Below are 25,576 nucleotides of genomic sequence, written 5' to 3' on the forward strand. Positions count from 1 at the left end.
TTGGGGCCATTCTACTGAATACCTAGTGGTTAATAAACTGGCAGTTTTGAAATCAGCAGCTAACGCAAGAAAATTTAGTCACCAGGGCCTGCTTTGCCTGTTCTAACCGATCTATTCCTGAAATAACTTGATAGACAATCCCAAGCTGCTTTAACAATGCTTCACATTGCAGAAAAAAGTGCTCACGAGCTTCTTGTTCAGGTTGACATCGTTGAGGATCAAACTGCCAAGGTAAATCAGGTGCAACAAGTAATACCAAATCATAGTGATGCTGCTGAACTTGTTTCTCCAGCCACTCAGGTACCTTGCGAAATAGTACCTGACTCCAAATTTGAGTTGTCATTAACCCTGTGTCAAACAACACCAGCTTCGCTTGAGCTGCAACCGTTTGCTCAATAGCCTGTTGTACTTTGGCAATTAAGGCAATATCTTCATAGCAACCAACATCATCTTGGTATGATAACCATAGCCTTGCATACTCATTAACCAATGGAAACCTCAGTTGTTGTGCGAGTGCTAAGGCTAATGTCGACTTTCCAGCAGACTCCGGTCCCATAATAGCCACTTTATTGTGCTTGGCATGTAGATATTGCCTACGTTCAACAGGTTCTTGTGTTAACAAGTGATTCAGTTTTGAACTGGAATGAAAAGCAGCAGTCTGGAGTTGATCAGAATTAACGAGTACTTTTTCAATAGGTAATGGAGTCATATCTAATTCTTTTGCCAATACCCAGTCAGTGTCTTTAGACACAACAAAAAACTGGCTAGCCCTCGCACCATCAACCTCTGACTCCACAACAGCAGAGAGGCTACTTGTAGTCTTAGTCAAGTGAGTTTGGACAAATGGATAGCGCTGCTTAATCCTCCGCTGCTCAGCATTGCTCTTTACAACAGCATGAACGTTGCTAGCAAAGTGATAAGCAAAATGAAAGAGATAATCGCAACAAGGCTGAAGCACTGGAAAAGGACCGGCTAACCAACAGTGCTCTACTTCTCCACTATCTACTAGCTCATTACTCAACATAGTGGCTGCCACTTGCCTTATTCATAAATTGATCAATACCTTAATTAGCATTACTTAATAGGCAGTTAAACTATAAATAAAAAAAGGAAATGTATACCCTCTAGCCAGATATTATTTCATTGAACGACAAGGGTAAGTTGCTAAGGTCTAGCAAAATATTCAAGTTAGCGTATGGGGTTTACAGGGAACTTATTTATGCAGAATACAAAGGGTATACTAACCCATGTAGATATGGGCTAGTACTACTCTAACAAGCTAACGTCTGGCTACCTCAAGCGGCCTTTGATCATGCCCATAGATATCCTTAGCAAAATGCACTTTACCAAGAGTATCAACCCAAGCTGTCATATAAGCCAAATAAATAGGTATAGGTTGCTCTAGCCGCAATGTAACGGTTCTACTTGTATCCAACAGCCGATCCAACTTAGTCGGTTGCCACCCTCGATTAAGCTGTAATAGGCTCTCAGCCAGCTCCCTTGGTTTTTCTACCCGCACACAACCTGAGCTTAATGCCCGATTATTTTGCCGAAATAAGTGAGGTTGAGATGTATCATGCAAATAAACAGAGTGTTTATTTGGAAAGTCAAATTTAAAACGCCCTAACGCATTTCCCGGCCCAGGAAGTTGTTTTAACCGATAGGGAAACTTCTTATACGACACTTTTTGCCAAGGCATTCCTGACTCTACTAGTGAATAAGGCGGAACCATTTGGGCATTTTGCCCCCAGCCTCTCAAGACAAGAAAATTATGATTTTGCAAAAAGTCGGGCTGCCGCCTCAATTTTGGCAAAATATCTTTTACTGCTATTTTTCTTGGTACATTCCAAGGTGGGTTTACAACTATCGATTTAATCGTGTCAGCCCAGATAGGCGTCTGTCGAGCTTTTTTACCCACAATGACTTTCATTGTTAATTTAGTCTTACTGTCTTCTACCAGCTTCAAACTATAGTCAGCTATGTTTACCAGCACATAACGATCGCCCATGTTTTCTGGTAACTGGTCTAACCGAGTAAGATTTTTGGTAATAATCGCTGCTTTTTCTTCAGGAGGGCGAGCTAATGCCTGATAACTTTTGTAATCCAGAATACCGCTAGGTGGTAGCTTATGACGAGTTTGAAAACTTATTAGGCCTTTTTGCAAAGAACCACCTGGTTTTGCTATATCGCCTGTTAACAGCAGTAGGTTATGTAACAGTGCTGCTTTTTTTACCGGATCCTGAGTTAATACCTGAGAATAACTGGGTAGTTGACTCCATGCACCAGACTCTTCCAGCTGTTTATAATGTTGTAACGCCTTTGACAGATGATGGTACTGTTGATTATTAGGCGTGTGATTAGACGTAGTGTTGGCAACTGCGACAGGGGTTATTATTAACGCTATCACCAGCCTTAGACAGCGAAGTAGCACAAACCTTCCTCCATGTATCCGGTTGACAATTCATCACTAACAGACCATTGCCATACGAGGCTTTATTCCGCTACCTAATGGTGTATTACAGCCCTCTATCTTAAGGCTAATAACATCTCATTTAAGCCTTTTTAACAATTACTGGCTTCAGCTAATGCTGCACATATCCTGTCCAGTAATATTGACTAGAGTTATATTGGTTGTAAGCCAAATTATAGTCGGTAGCAAAAAATCTCGAATTACAAAATCATTCTTAAGTTCAGTGATTATTGATATTGTCAGTTATATAAACGAGCTATTTATTTTTTACAGCAAATACAGTCAACTATTTTTACAGCTGATCTATAGTCATATTAAAATTTAATCATCCATTACTTACAAAAGCCTCCAACCAACATATGAATACAATGGACATGCTAAACGTCACACTTGGCTAATTAAGCAAACCCCATAAATCAACCGATAATAAAGCATCCTATTAGCAGTTATTTATAATTTAAAAACAGATCACACATTATATTTGAACCAATCATATAATCAAAGCGTCTGTATTTAACCCATAATATTCTAAACACATGGATTTAAATAGAACTTACAACATCCACAATTATCGGACCGAGTTTAACTAAAAAAATTTGAGAATCACTCGACTCCATCTTCGTGAATTCTATAGTTTCCTAGGTAAGCGGTTCTGACAACTACATCACTTGTTGCTTAATAGTTTTTAAATTTAAGACGCGAGTTAGTTAAAAAATTGATTCCTTTCACACTATTCTTATTAGCTATTGAACTATAACCAATACAGAGGTTTCTCAGGCATCGCTATCAAACGATGAGTCCCTATAATACATTGTTGTTAGTGCCCTCTTAAAATTAGCAGAGCTGCCCTCCCTCATGAATCTTTAAAAATAACAGATGATTAGTGACGATAATAAAACTTAGAAGCCATTGGTGAATGGATATAACATTAATGAAGATAGATAATAAAAATAGACGATACTAGTGCTCCATGGAGTCTGTAATTTACAGACTTATTATTCGAAGAAATAAAGCCGCTTCTCTCCTTTTAAAATAACTCTACATCACCTGGGCTTACTGACTCATTCTTGATATTGTGACTGTAGTGGGTTTCTACATCTTTTTTGGATGCTACAATTTCAGCAATTTTACTACTTATTTGTTTTAGATAAGAGATAACATTACTATCTTTAGTAACATAATCATCACTCATATTAATACTTTTCTCTAAATAATTTAGCTCATCTGTAATTTTGTCAGTAAGCTGTCTAACAATATCTTCAAATTGTAACGCTGTAATCGCCTTATGTGCTTCCTGATAAGTAACCTGACTCACATCAGCTAACTCAGATACTAACCTGCCTACTTCAACCTCTCCCTTCCCCAGCTCCTCCATCATCTGATCTATAAAACCTTTTGCATTAATCATCTCATTCATATCCATAGACGCAATGTTGCCTACAATCTCTTCAACTTCATTCACTTTTGCTTTAACTGTTTCTGCTTGAGAGCGGATCAAACAATTGAAGTCATTTGATTTAAAAGACAGTTTTCTTACTTCTTGAGCCACAACAGCAAACCCCTTTCCTGCATCTCCTGCTCGAGCAGACTCGATAGCCGCGTTTAAAGCAAGTAGGCTAGTTTGATCAGTAATATTTCTTAATTTCGATAGCTGAGCAAACATACCATCAAGCTCACTTACCATTTCTTCAATTTTATAAACAGCCTGAATACTATGATCACTCATACTAACCAATAAATTTACATAGTTTCCAATAATCCCAGATGTTTTCTTAGAAAACTTCTCAAAGTTAACAGTTCTTGGTTGCTCATCTTTTTCACTCTTAGAAAAATAAGCAACAATTTCACCAATTAAGTTATTTTGTTTTTTTGTAGATGAATCTAAAACAGAAAAGCTTCTATCTAATTTAGCTATTGCATCCGCAGTGATCATACGGACCTTCTCATTTGAACTATGGGCTGCTACAACTTTAGCAGCTATGAGCTCCTTAGTTTTACTAATAAATATTTTAATTTCTTCATAGAGCGTTAAGTTTTTCTTCTTGTCATCCATGTGCAACTTATTATTCAACTTTAAAGCTACTTTATTAAGGGTATACAACCAGACTATTAATATTAAAGCTAACAGGGCGCTAAGAAAAAAACCATTAGCTAAATCAACTACTAACACACAGACTATTGCAACTATATTTAATAAGATAGCAAACCAAGCGTTTTGAAACATTGCATTCATAGTAGCTTTACATCCTTGCTTGAGCTTATTTTACTATAATCTTCAACTGGGACTATAAACCCAATTTCTTTTCAATAGGATCCTATGACATCTATAACTTATAGCACAATAATATTTACGCTTATTTCTACCACCATTGATTAAATTCTTACAGACTAGCCACCATATTGCACCCAAAAGTCAGTTCAATACAGCTTCAATCAAGCTAAATTCTCTACAATTAGTATAAGACCAGCTACACTATTACCTAAACCCTACTCACTAATAGGAAGAGTTTTCATGTAAATACTACAGTTTTAATTTAAACCCTTTCATAAAAATATTATATTTTCTTATACTTATTTCAATGCAAGGAACTATAGCCAAAACTTTTTAATAGCTATTCAATAATAGCAAACTAAAGTAATGGACTTAAGGTTTATGAATAAACATACTAGCCCTACACTAAAAACAACAACTACTGGCAATAGCATCATAATTCGAGTCGGGAAAGAGTTTACTTTTAAATTAGCTCATGCGTTTAGAGAAACTTATATCGACCTAAAAAACCATGATTATACTTATATTGTTGACTTAAAAGAGACTGAATATATAGATAGTTCTTCATTAGGCATTTTACTCAACATGAAAAAACACTTAAATTGTAGCAAGGAAAAAATCAAGATAATAAACTGTAACAACCATATAACAAAGTTATTTGCTTTATCCAAATTTGATGAAGCTTTCATTGTACAATCTCAAACAAGCACTCATCCACAGTAAAGATTTTTCCTAGTTAAAATATAAGCTATTTTTTGTGAGTGTCGTTATGATTCCTGAAGGCAACAGTTAAAATTACTTCAGGCTGCTGATCATAAGACTTGCTCCCTTCTCTAACTAGTGGTGCATGTGTAAAGCAGAGTAACAGTTTTCAAAACCAAAGAACCTTTGGAGAATAAATAGCCACTTCATTTTACTAATGCATCACTAGCTTATTACTAAAGGATTAAGAACAGCTAGACCTATAGGTAGTTTATATAGAAAACAAACCTACATTTCATCAGAAAAATATTTATTCATAATTTTTTGAACATCAACTTCTGTTAGCGCTTTATTAAAAGCATTAACCAGCATTTTTCCTTTATCATTTTTCTTAAAGCAAATATAGAGCTTTTTATCCTCTAGCATCTTGTTATTAAACTGTATATTATTTTTTGCCTTAACTAGTTTTTTTTCAGTTGAAAGCAGATAATGCATTACATTTTTATCAATAACAGCTAAACTAATCCTTCCACCGTTTAGTTTTAGTAAATTAGTTGTATCACTACCTGCGGCATCAACTCGTAACTCTCCTTTTGCGGCCATTTGGTCAAATTCTGCTGTATTTACATAACCACTTACAGTACCAATTTTAACTTCTTTTAGATCATGCAACGTTTGCCAAGCTACAGCCGCAGATTTCAGCTCTGCAAACCCTAAAGGTCCACTACCCATTGGCTCTGAAAAAATAAAGTCTTGCTCTAACTCAGCAGCAAAATACTCAGGGAAATAGCCAGCATATTTTGGATCATCTTTGGCTAAGTCAACTGCTCGTTTCCAAGGAAAAAACTCTACTATAAGGTCATAACCAGCTGCTTTAAATACAGCTTTAGCGACAGCAACTGATGCACCTTGCTGGGTAAGTTTTTTTCCAGTATAAGGTGGCCAGTCTAACGAAGTAAGATACACTTTTTCAGCCACTGCATTGGCAAACATTCCATAACCAATCACCAAACCAATAACAAGTGCTACTAACCGCTTCATCACAACCTCCCAGCTTATTGGTTGTTATCATAATTCTATCTTTGCTACAGTAGCACCGGCTGATGCGATGCCAGTAGGATATCACGATTAATTTAAGCATTAACTGGTATGCTTTGCCTGAAACAGGAGTTTTTATTAACAATCTAGCGCGAATGAGGGCTATGCGAAGACCTTCTATTAGTTCTATATTAAGTTTTGGCTTTGGCTTGCTACTCATCATAGCGGTTGGTTTAGTGCTTTATTTAGGGATATCAAGCACACGAAAAAACACCATGATTTTACTTGAAGAGCTAGCGACTGTTTCCCTATTCGCTATCAAAGAGCAAGTTTCTGAGCACCTAAACCCCATTAATGAACAGCTTGACTATGCTGCAAGTATCTTAGAATCAGGTCAACTGCAAGTAGACGACTCGCCTGAGTTTAATAAAATGATGAATGGCACCTTAGCTGCTGTGCCTCAATCCGTAGGCATTGCTTACGTAGATGACCTCTACTTTTCGCGATTTTATAACCGTAAAAAACAACAGCTGACTACTGACTACTGGCTTAGTTACCAACCTATACAAGATGCTTTAAACAATACTTCCATTAGCCACCAAAACCAATGGCTTGATCCTGTTTATTCCCATGAGCTAAAACAAAGTATAATCCCCGTACTACGCACAATATCACTTCCCGATAATACCCGTGGTGTATTGGTTGCCGGCATTAGTCTTACCAAACTAAACCAATTGATCGCTACAATTAGTTATGAGTTCAAAAAGCCTATTTTCATTCTTGACCAACAACAAAGAGCAGTTGCAGCCGCTAAGCCCGATCAGCCCACTCAATTACCTTTTCACCCTCTACAACCAATACCAAAACTAGCTGAGCTAACAGAAAGCCCTCTTTCAGTATTTTGGCAAAACAACAACCATCGCCAGTATCTGATTGGTAAGGGAAAGTTCAATGAACACCGTGTTCATTGGCAAGATAGCCGCTATTATTTTATTTTTCAGGAGCTGACTGGTTTTAGCAGCAAACCCTGGCTGGTTGGTATCTACCTGGCTCACGAACAAGTTTTTGAACCTATCAAGACAATGGTCAAACTGTTAGTTGTTGGCACAATACTGCTAATTATATTTGTTCTATTGGCCTTCTGGTTTGGCAATCGAATCGGTAAAGACTTCAAACGCATTGCTAGTGGTTTCGATAACATTGCGGATATGGCGGTTGCTGACCTGGAAAAACTTCCCCACCACCCTATTGCTGAATTTGACTCAGTGGCAACTGCTTACAACCAAATGATTAATAAGCTCAAAGAACATGAGCAAGTCAGACGTCTTTTTGGTCAATATGTGCCTACTGATATTGCTAAAAAAATCCTGGCTGCCAATGGCCAAGTGATGCCAGAAATCCATACCGCTACTATCTTCTATTCAGATATAGTGAGCTTTACCAGCATGGCAGAACAGCTATCACCCAGCCAGCTGGTCACAGTACTGAATCAGTATTTTTCACTCACTGCAGAAGTATTGGACAAACATGGCGGTATTATTACTCAGTTTCAAGGCGATGCCATTTTAGCAATATTTAACATCCCTAACCCTCAGCCAGACCATGCCAGTCAAGCAGTAAATGCCAGCATAGCCATTCAAACCCAGCTAAAACAAGAGTATTTCAATGGCGTTAATATACAGTGCCGGATAGGCGTCAATACAGGCGAAGTGATTGCAGGCAGCGTTGGTACTCAAGATCAATTGAATTACACTGTTCACGGCGATTCAGTTAACCTAGCTGCTCGCCTGGAAAGCTTAAATAAGGAATATGGAACAGCTATCCTAGTCTCTGAAACAACAGTCCGCCAGTGCAGCCAAGTTTTGTTTAAAGAAATTGGGGATATTCCCATACGAGGCAAACACAACACAGTGCGTGTTTTTACGCCCACATAACAAGTTGAGGTCTTACATAGTAAAAAAGAGTTGAGTTTTCTTCATCAACCTGTAGAATGCCGTGAATTTTGTGCGACACCTGCTTAACAGGTACCTCAGTATCAAATAATGGTGAGCAAAGCCCAATGGCAAAGAGTTCAGCTAAACTGTTATTCAGTGAGGTTTCAGTAATCTGTGACCACTGTGGCTGCCTTTAAATAGTCCAAAGGCAAGCTGTAAGCTAATTGATAGCCAACTGGATCAATTGTAGTACTTAATATGAAATCAAATTTTATTAAGACTTTTTCATGCTACAACCAAACCAACTGTTTGCAAGTGCAGTTAGCACGTTTTTTATTTAATTTTTATTCAAGCCCCTAACTTAGGGGCTTTTTTTTGGCTTATACAATGAGAGTGTTGCTATGTCGAATCCACTATTTCAACAACACATTATCTCAATCTCTGACTTAACCCGCGCTCAGTTGGAGCTGATTATCACCACAGCCGAACAGCTAAAACACTCGGCAAAGCATGATGCGCTAAAAAACAAAGTGATTGCCAGTTGTTTTTTTGAGCCCTCTACCCGAACTCGGCTATCTTTTGAAACTGCTATACAAAGGCTAGGAGGAACCGTTATTGGCTTTGACAGCGGTACTAACACATCTCTTGGCAAAAAAGGGGAAACATTATCAGATTCAATTCGTATTATTTCCTCCTATGCAGATGCTGTCATCATTCGACATCCTAAAGAAGGTGCCGCACGCCTAGCCAGTGAATTTTCGTCTGTCCCCATAATTAATGGTGGTGACGGTTCCAACCAACACCCTACACAAACCTTATTGGATTTATTCAGTATTTATGAGTGCCAACAACGTTTGGATAACCTGAATATTGCTTTTGTCGGTGACCTGAAGTATGGCCGTACTGTTCATTCACTAGCACAAGCCCTTTCTTTATTTAACTGCCGATTTCAATTTTTATCGCCTAGTGCTTTAGCCATGCCAGACTATATTTTGGCAGAGCTTAACGAACGGCAAGTTAGTTTTCAGGTTTGCAATAATTTCGAAGAAATTATTCCTCATACAGATATTATCTACATGACTCGAGTGCAAAAAGAACGCTTTGATGAAACCGAATACCAGCATATTGCCGCCAAATATATTTTAGGAAAAGCTCAACTGACCAACCCTAAAAGCAATATGAAAATTTTACACCCATTACCTAGAGTAGATGAAATTGAAGTAGCCGTTGATGAAACGCCCTATGCTTATTACTTTGAGCAAGCCAAAAATGGTGTCTATGCCCGAGAAGCATTATTAAGTCTGGTATTAAATCAATCATTAATTAAAGGGTAGGTAACATCATGGCTAATAAACTAATGGTAGAAGCTATCCGCACAGGTACAGTGATAGACCATATTCCTTCTGGGCAAGGGCTTAAAATTCTTAAGCAGCTACACTTAATTGAGGGCAAGCAAAAAATTACTGTTGGCTTTAACTTACCCAGTAAAAACTTAAGCTTTAAAGATCTGATCAAAGTTGAAAACCGGCTTTTTTCAGAGCATGAAGCCTATCAATTAGCATTATTTGCACCTAGTGCTACCATCAATGTCATCGAAGATTATAAAGTCATTGATAAGTTTAAAATGGTTATACCCGATGCTATAGAAGGCATTTTTGCTTGTCCTAATTCAAACTGTATTTCTTTAACTGAACCAGTAAAAAGTTATTTTTCGGTTAAACAGACAAATAACGCTATATTTTTGAAATGCAAATATTGTGAGAAAAGCTTTAATAAGGAGATTGTGGCCGGAGTATAATTTTTTAAGGAGATCGCTATAAATAATAGTTTTTAGCAATCTCCAAAAAATTAACTCGAACGCATTAACCCGACTATTCGCTTTACATATGCCTTTGTTTCTCGATATGGCGGTACCTTATAACCGTAACGGCGTACCTTACCATAACCAGCATTATAAGCCGCTAGCGCTAATGCTACATTGCCATTAATGCCTGGCCGGGTCAGCATTTTCTTTAAATAACGACTGCCACCATGAACATTTTGCTGAGCATTAAATGGATTATGTACTCCTACTTCTTTGGCTGTGGCAGGCATCAACTGCATTAAGCCTTTCGCCCCAACCCGTGATACTGCTCGTGGATTGTAGTTTGATTCTGTCTTTACTACAGCATGCACCAGCACAGGGCTCAAGTTATTACGCTTAGCTGCAGTATCTATATATTGCCTTAATGGTAAGCGATATTTTTTTTCTGCCCGCTGACTGGCTTTAGCCAACCCTGTAGGTAACCGGTAATTACCACCATAGCCTTTATATTTCAGCTGCTTTCCAAGCTGCTTTAAATTCTGATATCGCCGTTGAGCTTTGTGACCAGAGTTAACTGTTTTTGTTGATGAGCTCCACCTCACGGCTTGCCACTGACCATTAGGTAATTTACAGGTAGTACCATAAACTTTTGGTTGTCTATGACCATGATCAACTATCACCGTATAATAATCCCGACAAATTTTGCCCCGATAACGGTGGGTAAGAAAAATGGCCAGATTTCTTTCTACCCCAGGCTGTCCTTTATCTTCCCAACTGGCTATCTCACCATCCATTAACTGATACTCAAGCAATGCTTGCGTATCATCATAAAGACGCTGTTCAACTCCCGTTTGTGAAGAAAGCATACAACTTGATACAAATACACAACCAAACAATGTTGGCCAATAGCGAAACCTGCTTTTCATCATTTTATCAATACTTCAATTTAAGCCTTTAATTAGACAACAGCCAACTGGTTAGTAACATGTCGAACCTCTTTGCCTATGAGCTTTCTTAGCCCCTTTCGGCCTGCTCCAGACTAAATAATCACGACAAGTAGAGCCATTTTTTGATTGCTTATTCAAAGGTTTGATTGTAAATCGATTACCAGTTCGAGGGTTTGTCCAATGGTACTGTTTTTTCGAAGGGGTTGATCGCAGCCCCTGATAAGCTCGTTGTTGATCACTACTATCCATATAGGAGCCAACCACGCCACCAATTATACCTCCTACTAAACCACCACCAATCAGACAGTTTCTTCGAGCAACTTTACTTTTGTCTTTACAAGCAGCATAACCTAAACCTGCACCAACCCCAGCACCTAGTAGTGACCCCATAAAAGTATTTGAAGGCTGAAACTCAGCACAGCTACTCAAAAATAACATTATGAGTAAGATAAAACTACGTTTTAAGAAGGCCACCAAAACTTCCCTCCCTCAAGATATACCAGACACGATTTACTTTTGATGTAGAAAATTAGCAACAATCCCCACAATGGTGGGTGTTAACCTGCTATACCAAAAGTGATTTATAAGCGTAATATCCAGGTGACTGCAATGAAAAACCTTTTATAAAGACTACCTCTCGGTTTTTCATTACATAAATGTGAAATATTTATTTCTTATTTGCATAGAAAGCACAAGAAACTTGTTAAACATCACTTGGTTTTATTTCTTGATATGTTTATAAACTGTATACCTATACACCTATAAGACATGTATAGAAATAATTCATGCAGGGTATATTTGAGCATTTCTTCAATAAGAGCATGCGCCAAAATGGTGTGTATCACTTTAATTTAGTGCAAACCAGCAGAGCAACCTTGTGTAATATGCTGCAAGATAAATTCTAGTTGTTTAGCAATCATGCAAACTCAATCCAGTAACACCACACATGAATTGCTTTTTTTAACGCTGGAAATAAGCTAGAAAGCACCACATTAAAATGTAGATAGCCTAATTGAATGTAAAGTTAATTTATATCAATGAAATATTTATACCGTAGACTAAAGTTGTTCGTGTGATGAACCAGTTTAGCAGTGACCTAATAAAAAAAATAAAATTCATGGTCAGCTAAAAAGTTGGCATATATTATGCCTAGCTATGCTAAAGAAGTGTAACTAAATTAGGGAATGCACCTATAACAGCATTCTCTTAAAGGGGAAGGAAGCCACCATGAGCCACAGTATGACAATTGACCATTTCTACAGCGTAGATAGCTTAGCTTTACAAGAGCTATATGACCATTGCGCCGGAACTAACTGGCAAGAACCCCAAAGCCAGCTACAACATACTTTTCAAAAACCAGAGCGATTTAATATCAATATAGATCGCCCTGGCATGGCAGATAGAGTTTCTGACCAGCTCGAAGGGCAAAGTGAGCGCTATGATTACTTGAGAGGTGATCCACTAATGGGGGCAATTTTTATTGATAGTATCCAACAACTAGCTATTTAATCTTAATTATGAAGAGTCTGTTATCAGGCTCTTTATACCTTTACTTAGGAGCACCAAACCACCAACACAAACTACTTATCCAGAACACAAAAAATAAGTATTAACCCAAAAATCTATAGTTATTTCACGAAAAATTGTTCAATATCAAACCAATTTTTGTTCTCCATTCGTCGTATATATTTTAACAACACTTTTCTAATACAATAGCTAGCGTCCCGTGCGATTTATTGGCATGTTTAAAGTAAATTGTAACCAGTACAATTGATTAGATAGTAATGTTAAGCTGTATAATTGGTCGATTGTTGCTGGTATTTTTTAACCACCCAAGTAAGCTTTAATCACATTATTATTTGTTAATAGTTTGCTGCCTGTGTCTTGTAATACAACCCTACCATTTTCCAGCACATACCCTCTGTCAGCCAACCTTAGTGCCTGGTTTGCATTTTGTTCTACTAAAAAAATAGTGACGCCTTCATCCCTTAACCGCTGGATGATACTAAATATTTGTTGAATAACAATGGGCGCCAAGCCAAGAGATGGCTCATCAAGAAACAAAAGTTTAGGTTGACTCATTAAGGCTCTAGCAATAGCAAGCATTTGCTGTTCGCCGCCCGACATTGTGCCTCCTCGTTGCTTTTCTCTTTCTTTAAGACGAGGAAAAAGCTGATAAACAAAATGAAGACGCTCATCAAATACCTTAGGATCGGTAAAAAAACCTCCCATATGAAGATTTTCTTCAACAGTTAAACGAGCAAAAATCCTTCTGCCTTCTGGAACAATTGAAATACCTGATCGCATAATTTTAGACGTAGACTGCTGTGTAATATCTTGATTAAGATAATGAATAGAGCCTTCAGATACTCTAGGATCACCACAAATTGACATGAGTAATGTAGTTTTACCAGCACCATTGGCACCAATTAATGTAACAATTTCACCTTCTTCAACTTCAATACTTACTTTATCTAATGCTTGAATTTTACCGTAATGAGCTGAGATACCTTCAACTTTCAGCATAAGCCACCTTTACCAGTATTATTGGTAAGCACCCTATTCTTCACCCAGATAAGCATTAATAACCTCTCGATTTGCTTTTATTTCATCAGGTGTGCCTGTTGCTAAATGTTTTCCTTGATTAATTACTATAATTTTATCCGAAATTCCCATTACCAGTTTCATATCATGTTCAATCAATAAGACCGTTATACCATTTTCATTTCTTAGCATGAGAATTAACTCATCCAATTCTTTTGTTTCTTTGGGATTTAATCCTGCAGCAGGCTCATCTAGCATAAGCAATTTGGGATGGGTAACCATACATCGCGCTATTTCCAATCTCCGTTGTTGACCATATGCAAGGTTACCAGCTGGCCTGTTCGCCATTTTAATTAGTTTTACCTGTTCAAGCCAAAATGCGGCATTATCTAAGGCTATCGCTTCACTTTTTATAAAGCTAGGGGTTTTAAACAAACCTGAAAACAAATTAGTGTTTAAACTATAATGCTGCGCTACTAATAAGTTTTCTATTGCAGTCATTTCTTTAAATAGTCGCACATGTTGAAAAGTTCTAACCAATCCTTTGCGCGCTATTTTAAAACCTGGCAAATTATGAATAGGGTTATTTTCAAATAATATCTCTCCAGATGTTGGCTTATAAAAACCAGATAAACAATTAAATACGGTAGTTTTACCTGCACCATTAGGGCCTATCATAGAAACAATTTGGTGTTTATCAATAGAAAGCTCCACATTATCTACCGCAACCAATCCACCAAAGCACATAGTTAGATTTTTGGCATTTAACATTTTATAACCTAGCTAGCTCAATTTGTGGCCGTTTCATCGGTAATAAGCCTGAAGGACGCCAAATCATCATAAGCACCATTAATAAACCAAATAATAACATTCGATATTCCTGAAACTCTCTTGCTAATTCAGGTAATACAGTCATCACTATTGCAGCTAAAATAACCCCTACTTGAGAGCCCATTCCTCCCAGTACAACGATAGCCAAGATAATAGCTGACTCGATAAATGTAAAAGACTCAGGACTAATAAAACCCTGCCTAGCGGCAAAAAACGCTCCTGCAAATCCAGCAAAAGTTGCTCCCATAGTAAATGCAGATAGTTTAATTACAGTTGGATTTAAGCCAAGCGAGCGACAGGCAATTTCATCTTCTCTCAAAGCCTCCCAGGCTCTACCTAAGGGCATTCTCAATACTCGATTAATAACAAACAGAGTTGCCAATACTAAAATAACAGCCAGGATATATAAAAAAATCACTTTATAATTACTATCATAAGGAATTCCAAAGAATTCATGAAAAGGAACATTTCCTTCCTCTTTAGCTCGTCGGCCAAACTCAAGCCCAAATAACGTAGGCTTTGGAATTTGGCCAATGCCATTTGGCCCCCCTGTAAGTGCAGTCCAGTTATTTAGTAGGATTCGAATAATTTCGCCAAACCCTAAGGTCACTATTGCTAAATAATCACCTCTTAGCCGTAACACAGGAAATCCTAAAATAAAGCCAAAAAGTGCAGCGAATAAACCTGCAATAGGCAAACTCATCCAAAACGAAAATTGATAATAATCAGCCAGCAATGCATAACTATAAGCACCAACAGCATAAAAACCAACGTACCCCAAATCCAGCAGCCCCGCTAGGCCCACGACAATGTTTAAACCTAAGCCTAACATGACATAAATTAAGGTAAGTGTTGCTAAGTCAATTGCACTGCGAGTTGCAATAAAAGGCCAAAGTAAAATCAGGCTTAAACCAAACATAACTAATAGTTTTTTAGTTGTATCACTTGACCCGATAATTGCAGGTACCTTACTTGGTAATACAGGCAGCTTAGTACCTAGATTTGCCAAAGCAGCTACTGGCAGCTGCTTTTTAAATAGCTGAAAACAAAATACAATGACTATTGCAGATAAGATCAACAACCACTCAGTTTGACTAGCGCTTACTACTATCAGCTCTGTTCCTTGCGGAGACAAATCCACACCCAATAATAATACTGTTAAAATAAGCGTTGCAATTGACGCAACCAGGGCATTAAGTAAATTTATGTTCATACTTTTTCAACCTCTGGTTTACCTAATATACCTGTCGGCATAAACAACAAAACTGAAACCAAAAATAAAAAGGCTACAACATCTTTATATTCAGTACTTAAATAACCAGCTGTAAATGCCTCTGAAACACCTAATAAAATGCCTCCTAACATAGCACCAGGAATACTACCAATACCGCCTAAAACTGCGGCAGTAAATGCTTTTAAACCAGCCATAAAGCCTAGGTAAGGATTAATCACACCATAATACAAACCTAGTAATACACCTGCAATTGACGCCAAAGCAGCTCCAATTACAAAAGTAAGTGAAATGATTTTATTTGTATCAATACCTAGCAGACTTGTCATTGTTAAGTCTTCTGCACATGCTCGACAGGCCCTTCCCATCCTAGATCGACTTATAAACAGAGAAAGGACTGACATAGCAACAACAGTCACGACAAAAATAACTAATTGCATGTAGGATAATGTGACATGAAACCCTGTTTCTGGACCAAAACTCCAGCCACCTTCAACTAAAGAAGGCATGGCAATATCTCTTGAACCTTGACCTAAACGCACATAATTCTGTAAAAATATTGACATGCCGATTGCAGAAATTAATGGGATCAGCCGGTTCCCACCTCTTAATGGCCGATAAGCTATTCGCTCTATACTCCAGCCATAGGTACTGGTAATGATCATACTAATAATAAAGGCAGCTACTAGTAGTACAACAAGGCTATCCAAACCCAACATCATCAGCCCAGCTAACACAATAAATGTTATATAACTACCTATCATATATACTTCGCCATGGGCAAAGTTAATCATGCCTATGATTCCGTAAACCATTGTGTAGCCTATTGCGATAAGCGCATAAGTACTACCAATAGTTAGACCATTCAATAACTGCTGAATAAAATAGTAAACGCTTTCAGACATTATTTAGCCTTTAAGTAGCTAGAAAAGTACCAGCTATAAGGTATTACTCTCTTCTATAGGTAAGAGTTGACGAAAAACAACCCAAGCGACTTAAGCAAAATATAATTCTCGCTATGAGCACAGATCCAGTCTTTTATTATTTAGCAAATTATTCTGCCTTAAATAAGGTTATAATAAAGGGGGCCTGCCCCTTTATTAGCATTCAAATCTTTTTATTATTTGATAACTGACTTGCTTCCATCAGCATGCCATTTATAAACTACAAAACTAAAATTCTTTAAATCTCCATTTTTATCAAAAGCCAAATTACCAGTAGGCGTTTTAAACTGATTGCCACGTAGTGTTTTTGCCACAGCTTCAGGATCAGTTGATTTAGCAATTTTTATGGAGTCTGCAATGACTTGTACAGCAGAGTAAGCGGTAAATACAAAAGGTCCTGAAGGATCTTCACCTTTATCCTTAAAAGCCTTTACAAGCTTGGCATTTTCTGGGGCCTCATCAAAGCTTTTTGGTAAAGTAACCAGTAGTCCTTCTGATGCTTTTCCTGCAATAGCGCTAATATCTTTATTGCCAACGCCTTCTGGTCCCATAAATTGTACCTTAAGACCTTTTTCTGCAGACTGTCGTAAAATCAGCCCCAACTCTGGATGATAACCACCATAGTAGATAAAGTCGACATTTTCTTTTTTCAGCTTCGCTATCAGTGCAGAGAAATCTTTATCCCCTGATGTAACCCCTTCAAATAATGCAACAGTAATCTTATGTTTTTCTAAAACATCTTTAACTGCAGTTGCTATTCCTTCACCATATTGCTGTTTATCATGAATGATAGCCACTCGCTTGGGCTTAATTTTTTCAGCAATAAATTTTCCAGCAGTCGGCCCTTGCAAACTGTCCAACCCAATAGTCCTAAACACCAGTTGATAACCACGAGTGGTAATTTCAGGGTTAGTTGATGCTGCAGTAACCATTAATACTCCCTCATCTTCATAAATATCGGAAGCAGGTTGTGTTGAATTCGAACATAAGTGTCCTATCACATAACGAATTCCATCGTTTACAATTTTATTTGCAACGGCAACCGCTTGTTTTGGGTCACAAGCATCGTCATATACTACACCTTCAAGTGTATGGCCATTTACTCCTCCCGTTTTATTGACTTGTTCAATTGCCATTTTGGCCCCAATGAACTGCATGTCACCATACTGAGCAACAGGACCAGTGACAGGACCAGCTAGTGCTATTTTTATTTTTTCAGCAAAGGCCGTTGTAGACGACAATAATGGCACCGTCGCTACCAAAGTAGTAGCCACTATTTTGGTTATTCTTTTTATCATTGTCTGTTTTTTTAGTGTTGTCTGACTAGTAGTCATTATTTTTTTCATTACCTTGCCTCATGCTTGTCCATGTACAAGCTTTCTTAATATTGATACAGGGCCTTATAAAATAAACTATTTGTAAGCATTATTAGTTATATGCTACAGGTAGTAACCTCCATATAGTCGATATAGCCCTTCCGCTTTTAGAGCTAGTCGTTTACTACAGTTGCTACTATTTGTTTTGTCGGTAGTTATTTGTCCATACCATATCTTCCCCCATTTAACTTTAATTATTTTACGTTTATTCTTTGTTATGTTTATCAGTATATAGGTATTCTTTTTTTAGATTCTACTTATAAAAACTTATGCTCTATTTATAGTCTATGCAATTTTTGACTTAAAAAATGTGTTCTAGCAACCTGTTCTTATATAATTTTAGACAACAATATGACGCCTAAATAATTATTTATTATATCAAACTGATTTTAGTTCTATTCCATAATAGTACTTAAAGTACCTCAAGTATTGTAGGCTTGCAAAGGGTTAAGCACTACGACAAAAGTAGACAAAAACTTGAGTTGCTAATATAAATGATTCTGTTATTTTTATTTATTGCAATAAAATTTAAATAAATACTTAATAGCGTAGAAAAGGAAACACTTCATAACTTCTCTAGCTTATGAAGGTAAGCTTGCACTGCACCTAAAGGAAAATACAAGGAGGGATAAGAGTTTAGTAAGGGCCTCAATTCAATAAATACTTGGGTGAGCAGGTTTGCCCACCACTAACTAGTTCAGTTTTTACAATATCACCAGAGAGAAGGAGAAAATGCGCTTACTGTAAGAAACGATCTTCAATTTGCTTGACTACTCCCTCTTGTTCCAACTGTTTATAAGCTTTTTGTAATTTGTCTATAATTTCATCAGGCACTTGTTTATTGACAGCAAGAAAGAGATCTTTTCGTTGAATCACAAAGACCTTTTTAACTGCAATATTATTTTTTTGCGCCAGTTGTGGTCCCGCCGGATCACTGGTAACCCACAAGTCAATTTTCCCTTGATCCAGTTTATTTAAAAGACGTATATCTTGCAGTGATGTAACCAAGCTAAACCCTTTGCCTTCTAAAAACTTAGCCTTAGCATCACCTTTATAGCCCCCTACTCGGAGCTGCTTAGCGTCATCTAGTGTCTTCAACTGAATGGTACTATCTGCTTTTGCAACAAATATCCAATCATTTCGTGTAATTGGCCCTACCCACTTAAAGTTAGGCTCACGCTCTGGGGTACGAACTGTAGTATAAACGGCATAGCCAGGCTTCGTTTGCGCCTGCTCAAGAACCTTACTCCAAGGAAAGCGTAGTGTAAAAGTACAGGTTATTTGGGCTCGCTTACACATTTCGCGCAGAATAACTGTCGCTAACCCATCCACCTGCTCCTCTCGTGCGAACTTTTTCCCATTAGTACTCATATTAAATGGGGGGTTATTTTCTGTGAGCAGGTTTAATTTATAGCTGGCCCCCATTGCTATTGTAGTAACCAAGCTACAACAGATAAGAGTGAATATTCTGGTGTACATTAATTCCTCTCGAACTACTCAGTTTTTATCTTTCTAGCTGGTGATCACTCTGTCACTTAAATTTGAGCCTCCTATCTCCAGTTGCTGCACATTGTCATACATACAGACTGCAGCACTAACCAGCCACCTAGCCCATATTTGGGCAGTTTAATTTATTATACGCCCGTTTTGGTATTTACTTGCAATCACTCTCGCAACATAAGACTAACAGCGTACAATTATTGGCCTTACCTGACATCAGGTTAGCCAAGTTCATATGGACTAGCCAGTGCTATCAGTAGTTTCATCAACTGTATAGTCTTGACTACAACTCAGCTGATGAATAGCACCACACTAATTCAAACAAACGTTTTAACTGTGTTAGTATATCACAGGGCTCGCCATTGGGGCTGCTCATCAAACTTATGAAGATATGCAGAAGTAGAAAGACATCTTTAACTTATTTACCAGGTAAGTTGTTGAAGTAAGAGTAACCCATCGGCATGTGTTGCTTAATGACTAAACTGCAAGGTCAGTAAAATTTAGGAGAAAGTATGAGCCAAGCTTTTAACTTTAATAACAAGCGAGTATTTGTAATGGGCGGCACTAGCGGCATAAACCTTGGCATTGCAAAATGCTTTGCCAGCCATGGTGCACAAGTTGCAGTTGCCAGTCGCTCTCAAGATAAAGTAGAGAAAGCCGTCAGTGAGTTGCAAGCACTGGGGGCAACAGCCATCGGCTTTAGCGTTGATGTTCGTGATGCTGAGAAAGTCAAAGAGACTTTCAAACAAGCCCATAGTGAATGGGGCAACTTTGATGTATTAGTGTCTGGCGCAGCAGGCAACTTCCCTTCACCTGCCTTAGGCATGTCTGCCAACGGCTTTAAATCAGTAGTGGATATAGATTTACTGGGAAGTTTTAACGTATTGCAAGCAGCTCACCCTTACCTCTCTAAACCTGGTGCATCAATTATTAATATTTCTGCTCCACAAGCCTTTGTTGCATCCCCCATGCAAAGCCATGTATGTGCAGCCAAAGCAGGCGTTGATATGCTCACTCGAGTCTTAGCACTCGAGTGGGGAGGTGATGGGATTAGAATCAACTCTATTGTACCCGGCCCTATTGAAAATACTGAAGGGATGAAGCGACTGGCACCAACTCCAGCAATCCAGGAAATGGTTCAAGAGTCTGTTCCTCTGAATCGACTTGGAACGACAGATGATGTTGGCCATCTGGCTATGTTCCTTGCTTCTGATTATGGCAGTTATGTCAGTGGCACTGTCATTCCTGTTGATGGCGGTTGGTCCCTTGCTGGTACAACAACAGCGATGAATGAGTTACTTAAAATGTTTAAAGGAAAAAGCTAGTCCTCTTTTTATCTCCGCTTGCTGATTGAGCAAAGCAAGCGGAAGCCTTATCTAACTCAGCTCATGCTTTCGTATACTCGCTTCTTAGTACTACTACGTATAAAATATGCCCGCTTTAAGTTTAGCTAGCCCAAGTACTGCCATGGTCTGGTAAGCATTTCTATGGCCTGGTGAAATTCGGGCTGGCCTGTGATTCCTTTGGTTTCTTATTGTAAGCAGCCATTGATGAATCAGCGAGTCAGCAATAGTTAGTAATAGGATGTAATGTGAAACAACTTGCTAAGCTTTATTTTTCGTCATCGCTGCTAATGCGTATTTTTATTGGCTTTTTAGCTGGTTCAGCCATAGGCTGTGCTATGTGGTTATTAGGCACCCCAGAGCAAACGACAAATGCACTGCAATATATCAAGCCTTTTGGTGATTTATTGGTCAGTTTGCTTAAGATGATTGTTGTGCCTGTTATTTGCTTGTCGTTAATCGTTGGTGCTGCAAGTTTACCTATCCAACGGTTTGGTAAAGTTGGTTTAAAAGTCATCAGCTGGTATTTATTGTGCTCATTTCTAGCCGCTGCTGTAGGTGCTTTAATGGCTACAGCTTTTAATCCAGGCAGTGAAGCGGCTCTACAAGCGTGGGAAAGCATTGCATCATCTAGTCAAGTTCAAGAGGCGGCTCAATTAAAAGCGGCTCAAGCTGAGACGAAGCAAGGTGGAATCCTTAGCATTTTATTGGGCATGTTTGAAAATCCGTTCAGTGCACTCTCCAATGGTAATTTTTTAGCTATTATCACCTTTTCTATTTTATTTGGCCTGGCACTTAGAGTTTTACTTGAAAATAGTAATGACAAACAGCAAAAGAGTGCTCTGAACAAGCTCATGGATATTATTTCAGCTGGCCGGGATATTATTTTTAAGCTAGTTGACTGGATTTTAGAGTATACTCCAATTGGTGTGTTTGCCCTGTCTATTGCTAACTTTAGCGCCTACGGCCCCAAAATTGCCGGACCCTATGTAGAAGTAACCCTTGGTGTCATTGCTGGGGTACTGGTCATGGTATTCATTGCCTACCCTCTTCTACTCGCTGTAGTTACAAAGCGTAACCCCATCCCTGTGATGAAAATTATGCAAGAAGCAATTATCACAGCTTTCATTACTCGTAGTAGTGCTGCTACCTTACCAGTATCAATTCGAGTAGCAGAAGATGACCTAAAGGTAAAAAATGAGTTAGCCAGTTTCTCATTACCATTGGGTGCAACCATTAACATGGATGGAGTATGCGTCCACCTACCTATGTTTGCCATCTTGGCCGCGAATATGTTTAGCCTGGACTTAGGCTTTAGTGCCTTGGTGGTATTAGTAATAACCACTGTACTAGCTTCAATAGGTGCTGGTGGTGTACCTGGTGGCAGCCTAATGTTGCTATTTATTATTTTGCAAGCAATGGGCTTAGATCCTACTCAAATTTCCATTATTGTTGCTCTAGCATTAGGTATTAACCCAATTTTAGACATGTTTGAAACAGCCAATAATGTAACTGGGGACTTAGTCTGTACTTATGCTGTTGCCTCTACTTCAGATTTAATCGACAAATCAGCTTAAAGCTAAAATCAGCCAGGCAATGCCTGGCCCATTGTTCTTATTCTATATTTTCAACAATTAGTATTTTATCAACTAACCTAGCATTCATATTTAAAATTCTTTTCAGGTGCATTTCCGCCCCTATGTAGTGAAGGATTATATTTTGCAATTTGTACACTCTGGTGTTTTCTACACTATTTTTGGTTACTTTTTGTTTAGCCTGATGGATGCTATAGGCAAATGGCTAACCCAAAGCTATAGCATTGCTGAAATTACTTTTTTTAGCTCTTTATTCAGCCTGCTACCCGTCAGTTTTATGCTAACAAAAGTACCTATCAAAGAATTACTAGCCACTAAACGTCCAAGCCTTCATCTATTGAGGGGCGTCATTATTCTAGGACTCCGCTTAACAGCACTATTTGCTTTTAGCCTAATGCCATTAGCAGATGGTTTTGCCCTAATTCTTACTGGGCCAATTATACTTTGTATTATCTCTCCTTTTCTGCTGGGTGAGAAAAATACTATCGCACAATATCTGGCCATAGGAATTGGCTTTATCGGTGTTTTAATTGTACTAAGACCAGGGTTTACAACTTTTAATATGGGTATTTTAGGCGCTTTAGGAGCAGCTACCTGCTTTGCACTAAATACTGTATTAATGAAGAAAATGAGTGTAACAGAAAATAAAGGGGCAATGCTTTTTTATGGGATGAGTTTTACCATTCTCATTTCCGGTTTAATGATGATTCCTTCTTTTTCCATGCCTGGATTAGTAGATTTAGGTTTATTTGCTGCTTGTGGGTTGGCAGCTGGTTTTGCCCAAATTTTTATTTTTAATGCGTTAAAAACGGTTCCCGCTTCGACCGTCGGGGCATTTCAATACTCATGTATCGTTTGGGGGATGATCATCGGCTATCTGGTTTGGCAAACAAAACCTGATATTTTTATTATTCTTGGCTCTCTGTTTATTGTGGCTAGTGGAATCACTATCAACAAGGCAACAAAAACAGCGCAAACCCAACATGCTTAATCACTTTATACTAAATGCAAAAGGTATAGTATCAAATGATATGTTGGAGAGAATGTTTAATCAAAATCAATAAAAGCTGATGAAGTAAAAGAAGTTGCAAATCAGACTAAGGTCCGATTTGCAACTGTAGGAAGGATTTTTAAATTAGTGCTGTAAGATTTGGCTTAAGAAGAGCTGAGTCCTTTCAGATTGCGGGTTATTAAAGAACTCATTAGGCTCGTTTTCCTCAACTACTTGGCCACCATCCATAAAGATAACCCGATTAGCGACGGTTTTGGCAAAGCCCATCTCGTGGGTTACACATAACATTGTCATGCCATCTTCTGCTAGCTCAATCATAGTATCCAGCACTTCTTTAATCATTTCTGGGTCAAGTGCTGAAGTTGGCTCATCAAATAACATCACCTCAGGGTTCATACACAAACTACGAGCAATTGCTACCCGTTGTTGTTGGCCACCAGATAGCTGGCCCGGATATTTTTTCGCTTGATCTGGAATTTTTACCCGTTCCAGGTAATGCATGGCAACTTCCATTGCTTCTTTACGAGGTTTTTTACGCACCCAAACCGGCGCTAAGCAACAATTTTCTAGCACTGTTAAGTGAGGAAATAAATTAAAGTGCTGAAACACCATGCCTACTTCACGACGAATACTTTCAATGTTTTTAACATCATTCGTCAGAGGGGTCCCTGCAACAATAATGTCACCCTGCTGATGTTCCTCCAACCGATTAATACAACGTATCGTAGTTGACTTTCCTGAACCAGAAGGGCCGCAAATTACTATTCGCTCCCCTTTGTTCACTTTCATATTGATATCTTTTAAGACATGAAATTCGCCATACCATTTATTGACATTGCGCATTTCTACCATTACTTCGTCGCTAATTTGCATCCCAGGCTTATCTGTTTTTTCTAACATATAAATACCTCTAAATCCTAAAACCCAATTGGTTAGCTCTTATGTCCTGTATCTAGTTTTCTTTCTAAAGCCTGACTGTATTGGGACATACCAAAACAGAAGACCCAAAATACAAACGCTACAAACACATACCCTTCTACTGAGTAGCCTAACCATTTTGGATCTGACAAACCTGCCTGAACAATTGCAAGTAGATCGAAAAGGCCAATAATCAATACCAAACTGGTATCTTTAAATAATGCAATGAAGGTATTAACGATCCCAGGTATCATCATTTTCAGTGCCTGAGGCAGAATAATTAACCCCATTGATTTCCAGTAACTAAGGCCAAGCGCTTTAGCTGCTTCATATTGTCCTTTGGGTATAGCCTGTAAACCGCCCCGCACTACTTCTGCCATATAGGCAGACTGGAACATAACAATCCCCACTAAAGCACGTAACAGTTTATCAAAGGACACTTCCTCAGGTATAAACAGCGGCAACATCACTGATGCCATGAATAACACAGTTATTAGTGGCACACCTCGCCAGATTTCAATAAAAATGACGCAAAATGATTTAACCACCGGCATATCAGAGCGACGCCCTAGCGCCAACAAAACACCGAAGGGTAATGCTGCTACAATACCCACGACAGCCAGCACAAGCGTTAGCATCAAGCCACCCCACTTATGGGTTTCAACGATTTTTAAATCAAATCCACCACCATAAAGCAGGAAAAAAGCGATAACTGGGAACACTATTAAAGCAAAGCTAGCAATCCAGCCTTTGTAAGGAGTTCTCTCAATAACTAGTGCAGCAACTAATACTGAAAATATTGCAAACACTATATTGACTCGCCAATACAACTCTTCTGGATAAAAACCATAAATAAATTGATTTAACCTGGCTGTAATAAATACCCAACACGCTCCACCACTGGTACAAGCCTCTCTGGAATCACCCAGCCAGTCAGCTTTAACAAAAGCCCACTCTACTGCTGGTACAAGACTTATATACAGCAAATAGCAAGCAATTATTGTTAAAATAGAATTCAAAGGCGATGAAAATAGATTTTCCTTAGCCCACCCAACTATACCTGTTGTATTTTTAGGTGGAGGCAAATCTGGCAACTTATTATCATTATGAATCAT

At 38.3% G+C, this 25,576-nt stretch carries 22 protein-coding genes; 8 read left to right on the top strand and 14 right to left on the bottom strand.

The window, feature by feature from the left end:
* Positions 1-52: 52 nt before the first annotated feature.
* From ORQ98_RS01240 to ORQ98_RS01250, 3 genes are all read right to left on the bottom strand, one after another.
* The gene (locus tag ORQ98_RS01240; protein WP_274686951.1) at positions 53-1,024 is read right to left on the bottom strand and encodes an AAA family ATPase; all 972 of its coding nucleotides are present in this window, start codon (positions 1,022-1,024) and stop codon (positions 53-55) included.
* A 255-nt stretch (positions 1,025-1,279) separates the two neighbouring features.
* On the bottom strand, positions 1,280-2,431 hold the full coding sequence (locus ORQ98_RS01245; protein ID WP_274686952.1) for a L,D-transpeptidase family protein: 1,152 nt from the start codon (positions 2,429-2,431) through the stop codon (positions 1,280-1,282).
* Between the two features lie 1,066 nt (positions 2,432-3,497).
* The gene (locus ORQ98_RS01250; protein ID WP_274686953.1) at positions 3,498-4,703 is read right to left on the bottom strand and encodes a methyl-accepting chemotaxis protein; all 1,206 of its coding nucleotides are present in this window, start codon (positions 4,701-4,703) and stop codon (positions 3,498-3,500) included.
* A gap of 420 nt (positions 4,704-5,123) precedes the next feature.
* Here ORQ98_RS01250 and ORQ98_RS01255 point away from each other — a divergent pair, with 420 nt between their 5' ends.
* Complete coding sequence (locus ORQ98_RS01255; RefSeq protein WP_274686954.1) at positions 5,124-5,465, top strand: STAS domain-containing protein; 342 nt, start codon at positions 5,124-5,126, stop codon at positions 5,463-5,465.
* 267 nt (positions 5,466-5,732) lie between these two features.
* On the opposite strand, the gene ORQ98_RS01260 is transcribed toward ORQ98_RS01255, so the two are convergent.
* Entirely contained in the window at positions 5,733-6,485 is a 753-nt protein-coding gene (locus tag ORQ98_RS01260) for a substrate-binding periplasmic protein (RefSeq protein WP_274686955.1), read from the bottom strand.
* 161 nt (positions 6,486-6,646) lie between these two features.
* On the opposite strand from ORQ98_RS01260, the gene ORQ98_RS01265 reads away from it, so the two are divergent.
* The 3 genes from ORQ98_RS01265 to pyrI all read left to right on the top strand — a co-directional run bounded on the left by ORQ98_RS01265 (position 6,647) and on the right by pyrI (position 10,214).
* The gene (locus tag ORQ98_RS01265; protein ID WP_274686956.1) at positions 6,647-8,416 is read left to right on the top strand and encodes an adenylate/guanylate cyclase domain-containing protein; all 1,770 of its coding nucleotides are present in this window, start codon (positions 6,647-6,649) and stop codon (positions 8,414-8,416) included.
* 401 nt (positions 8,417-8,817) lie between these two features.
* On the top strand, positions 8,818-9,750 hold the full coding sequence (gene pyrB / locus ORQ98_RS01270) for an aspartate carbamoyltransferase (protein ID WP_274686957.1): 933 nt from the start codon (positions 8,818-8,820) through the stop codon (positions 9,748-9,750).
* Between the two features lie 8 nt (positions 9,751-9,758).
* Entirely contained in the window at positions 9,759-10,214 is a 456-nt protein-coding gene (gene pyrI / locus ORQ98_RS01275; RefSeq protein WP_274686958.1) for an aspartate carbamoyltransferase regulatory subunit, read from the top strand.
* 50 nt (positions 10,215-10,264) lie between these two features.
* Here pyrI and ORQ98_RS01280 read toward each other — a convergent pair whose 3' ends face one another.
* Both ORQ98_RS01280 and ORQ98_RS01285 read right to left on the bottom strand, forming a co-directional pair.
* Positions 10,265-11,149, bottom strand: coding sequence for a lytic transglycosylase domain-containing protein (locus tag ORQ98_RS01280; protein ID WP_274686959.1), 885 nt, complete (start codon positions 11,147-11,149; stop codon positions 10,265-10,267).
* A 48-nt stretch (positions 11,150-11,197) separates the two neighbouring features.
* Positions 11,198-11,641: an RT0821/Lpp0805 family surface protein gene (locus ORQ98_RS01285; RefSeq protein WP_274686960.1), complete on the bottom strand. Its 444-nt coding sequence runs from the start codon at positions 11,639-11,641 to the stop codon at positions 11,198-11,200.
* Positions 11,642-12,394: 753 nt separating this feature from the next.
* On the opposite strand from ORQ98_RS01285, the gene ORQ98_RS01290 reads away from it, so the two are divergent.
* Positions 12,395-12,676 carry a hypothetical protein gene (locus ORQ98_RS01290; RefSeq protein ID WP_274686961.1) on the top strand — a complete coding sequence of 94 codons (282 nt, stop codon included), beginning with the start codon at positions 12,395-12,397 and terminating at the stop codon, positions 12,674-12,676.
* Between the two features lie 315 nt (positions 12,677-12,991).
* Here ORQ98_RS01290 and ORQ98_RS01295 read toward each other — a convergent pair whose 3' ends face one another.
* The 6 genes from ORQ98_RS01295 to ORQ98_RS01320 form a co-directional block, all read right to left on the bottom strand.
* Positions 12,992-13,693, bottom strand: a complete 702-nt coding sequence (locus ORQ98_RS01295) for an ABC transporter ATP-binding protein (protein WP_274686962.1) — start codon at positions 13,691-13,693, stop codon at positions 12,992-12,994.
* A gap of 33 nt (positions 13,694-13,726) precedes the next feature.
* Entirely contained in the window at positions 13,727-14,482 is a 756-nt protein-coding gene (livG, locus tag ORQ98_RS01300; protein WP_274686963.1) for a high-affinity branched-chain amino acid ABC transporter ATP-binding protein LivG, read from the bottom strand.
* 1 nt (position 14,483) lies between these two features.
* Positions 14,484-15,755, bottom strand: a complete 1,272-nt coding sequence (locus tag ORQ98_RS01305) for a high-affinity branched-chain amino acid ABC transporter permease LivM (RefSeq protein ID WP_274686964.1) — start codon at positions 15,753-15,755, stop codon at positions 14,484-14,486.
* Positions 15,752-16,678: a high-affinity branched-chain amino acid ABC transporter permease LivH gene (gene livH / locus ORQ98_RS01310; protein WP_274686965.1), complete on the bottom strand. Its 927-nt coding sequence runs from the start codon at positions 16,676-16,678 to the stop codon at positions 15,752-15,754. Before livH ends, ORQ98_RS01305 begins: the two co-directional genes overlap by 4 nt.
* Positions 16,679-16,893: 215 nt before the next feature.
* Positions 16,894-18,063, bottom strand: a complete 1,170-nt coding sequence (locus ORQ98_RS01315; RefSeq protein WP_274686966.1) for a branched-chain amino acid ABC transporter substrate-binding protein — start codon at positions 18,061-18,063, stop codon at positions 16,894-16,896.
* Positions 18,064-18,831: 768 nt separating this feature from the next.
* On the bottom strand, positions 18,832-19,572 hold the full coding sequence (locus ORQ98_RS01320; RefSeq protein WP_274686967.1) for a substrate-binding periplasmic protein: 741 nt from the start codon (positions 19,570-19,572) through the stop codon (positions 18,832-18,834).
* A 533-nt stretch (positions 19,573-20,105) separates the two neighbouring features.
* Between ORQ98_RS01320 and ORQ98_RS01325 the strand changes: the two genes are divergently transcribed.
* The 3 genes from ORQ98_RS01325 (at position 20,106) to ORQ98_RS01335 (ending at position 23,522) form a co-directional block, all read left to right on the top strand.
* On the top strand, positions 20,106-20,918 hold the full coding sequence (locus tag ORQ98_RS01325; protein WP_274686968.1) for an SDR family oxidoreductase: 813 nt from the start codon (positions 20,106-20,108) through the stop codon (positions 20,916-20,918).
* A 266-nt stretch (positions 20,919-21,184) separates the two neighbouring features.
* Positions 21,185-22,513 (top strand): dicarboxylate/amino acid:cation symporter, encoded by a 1,329-nt coding sequence (locus ORQ98_RS01330; protein ID WP_274686969.1) that lies wholly within the window; start codon positions 21,185-21,187, stop codon positions 22,511-22,513.
* A gap of 127 nt (positions 22,514-22,640) precedes the next feature.
* Positions 22,641-23,522: a DMT family transporter gene (locus ORQ98_RS01335; RefSeq protein ID WP_274686970.1), complete on the top strand. Its 882-nt coding sequence runs from the start codon at positions 22,641-22,643 to the stop codon at positions 23,520-23,522.
* Positions 23,523-23,666: 144 nt separating this feature from the next.
* On the opposite strand, the gene ORQ98_RS01340 is transcribed toward ORQ98_RS01335, so the two are convergent.
* Positions 23,667-24,395 (bottom strand): amino acid ABC transporter ATP-binding protein, encoded by a 729-nt coding sequence (locus ORQ98_RS01340; RefSeq protein WP_274687030.1) that lies wholly within the window; start codon positions 24,393-24,395, stop codon positions 23,667-23,669.
* An 80-nt stretch (positions 24,396-24,475) separates the two neighbouring features.
* Positions 24,476-25,576, bottom strand: a complete 1,101-nt coding sequence (locus tag ORQ98_RS01345; protein WP_274686971.1) for an amino acid ABC transporter permease — start codon at positions 25,574-25,576, stop codon at positions 24,476-24,478.

It is taken from the genome of Spartinivicinus poritis (assembly GCF_028858535.1).
Taxonomy (GTDB): Bacteria; Pseudomonadota; Gammaproteobacteria; order Pseudomonadales; family Zooshikellaceae; genus Spartinivicinus; species Spartinivicinus poritis.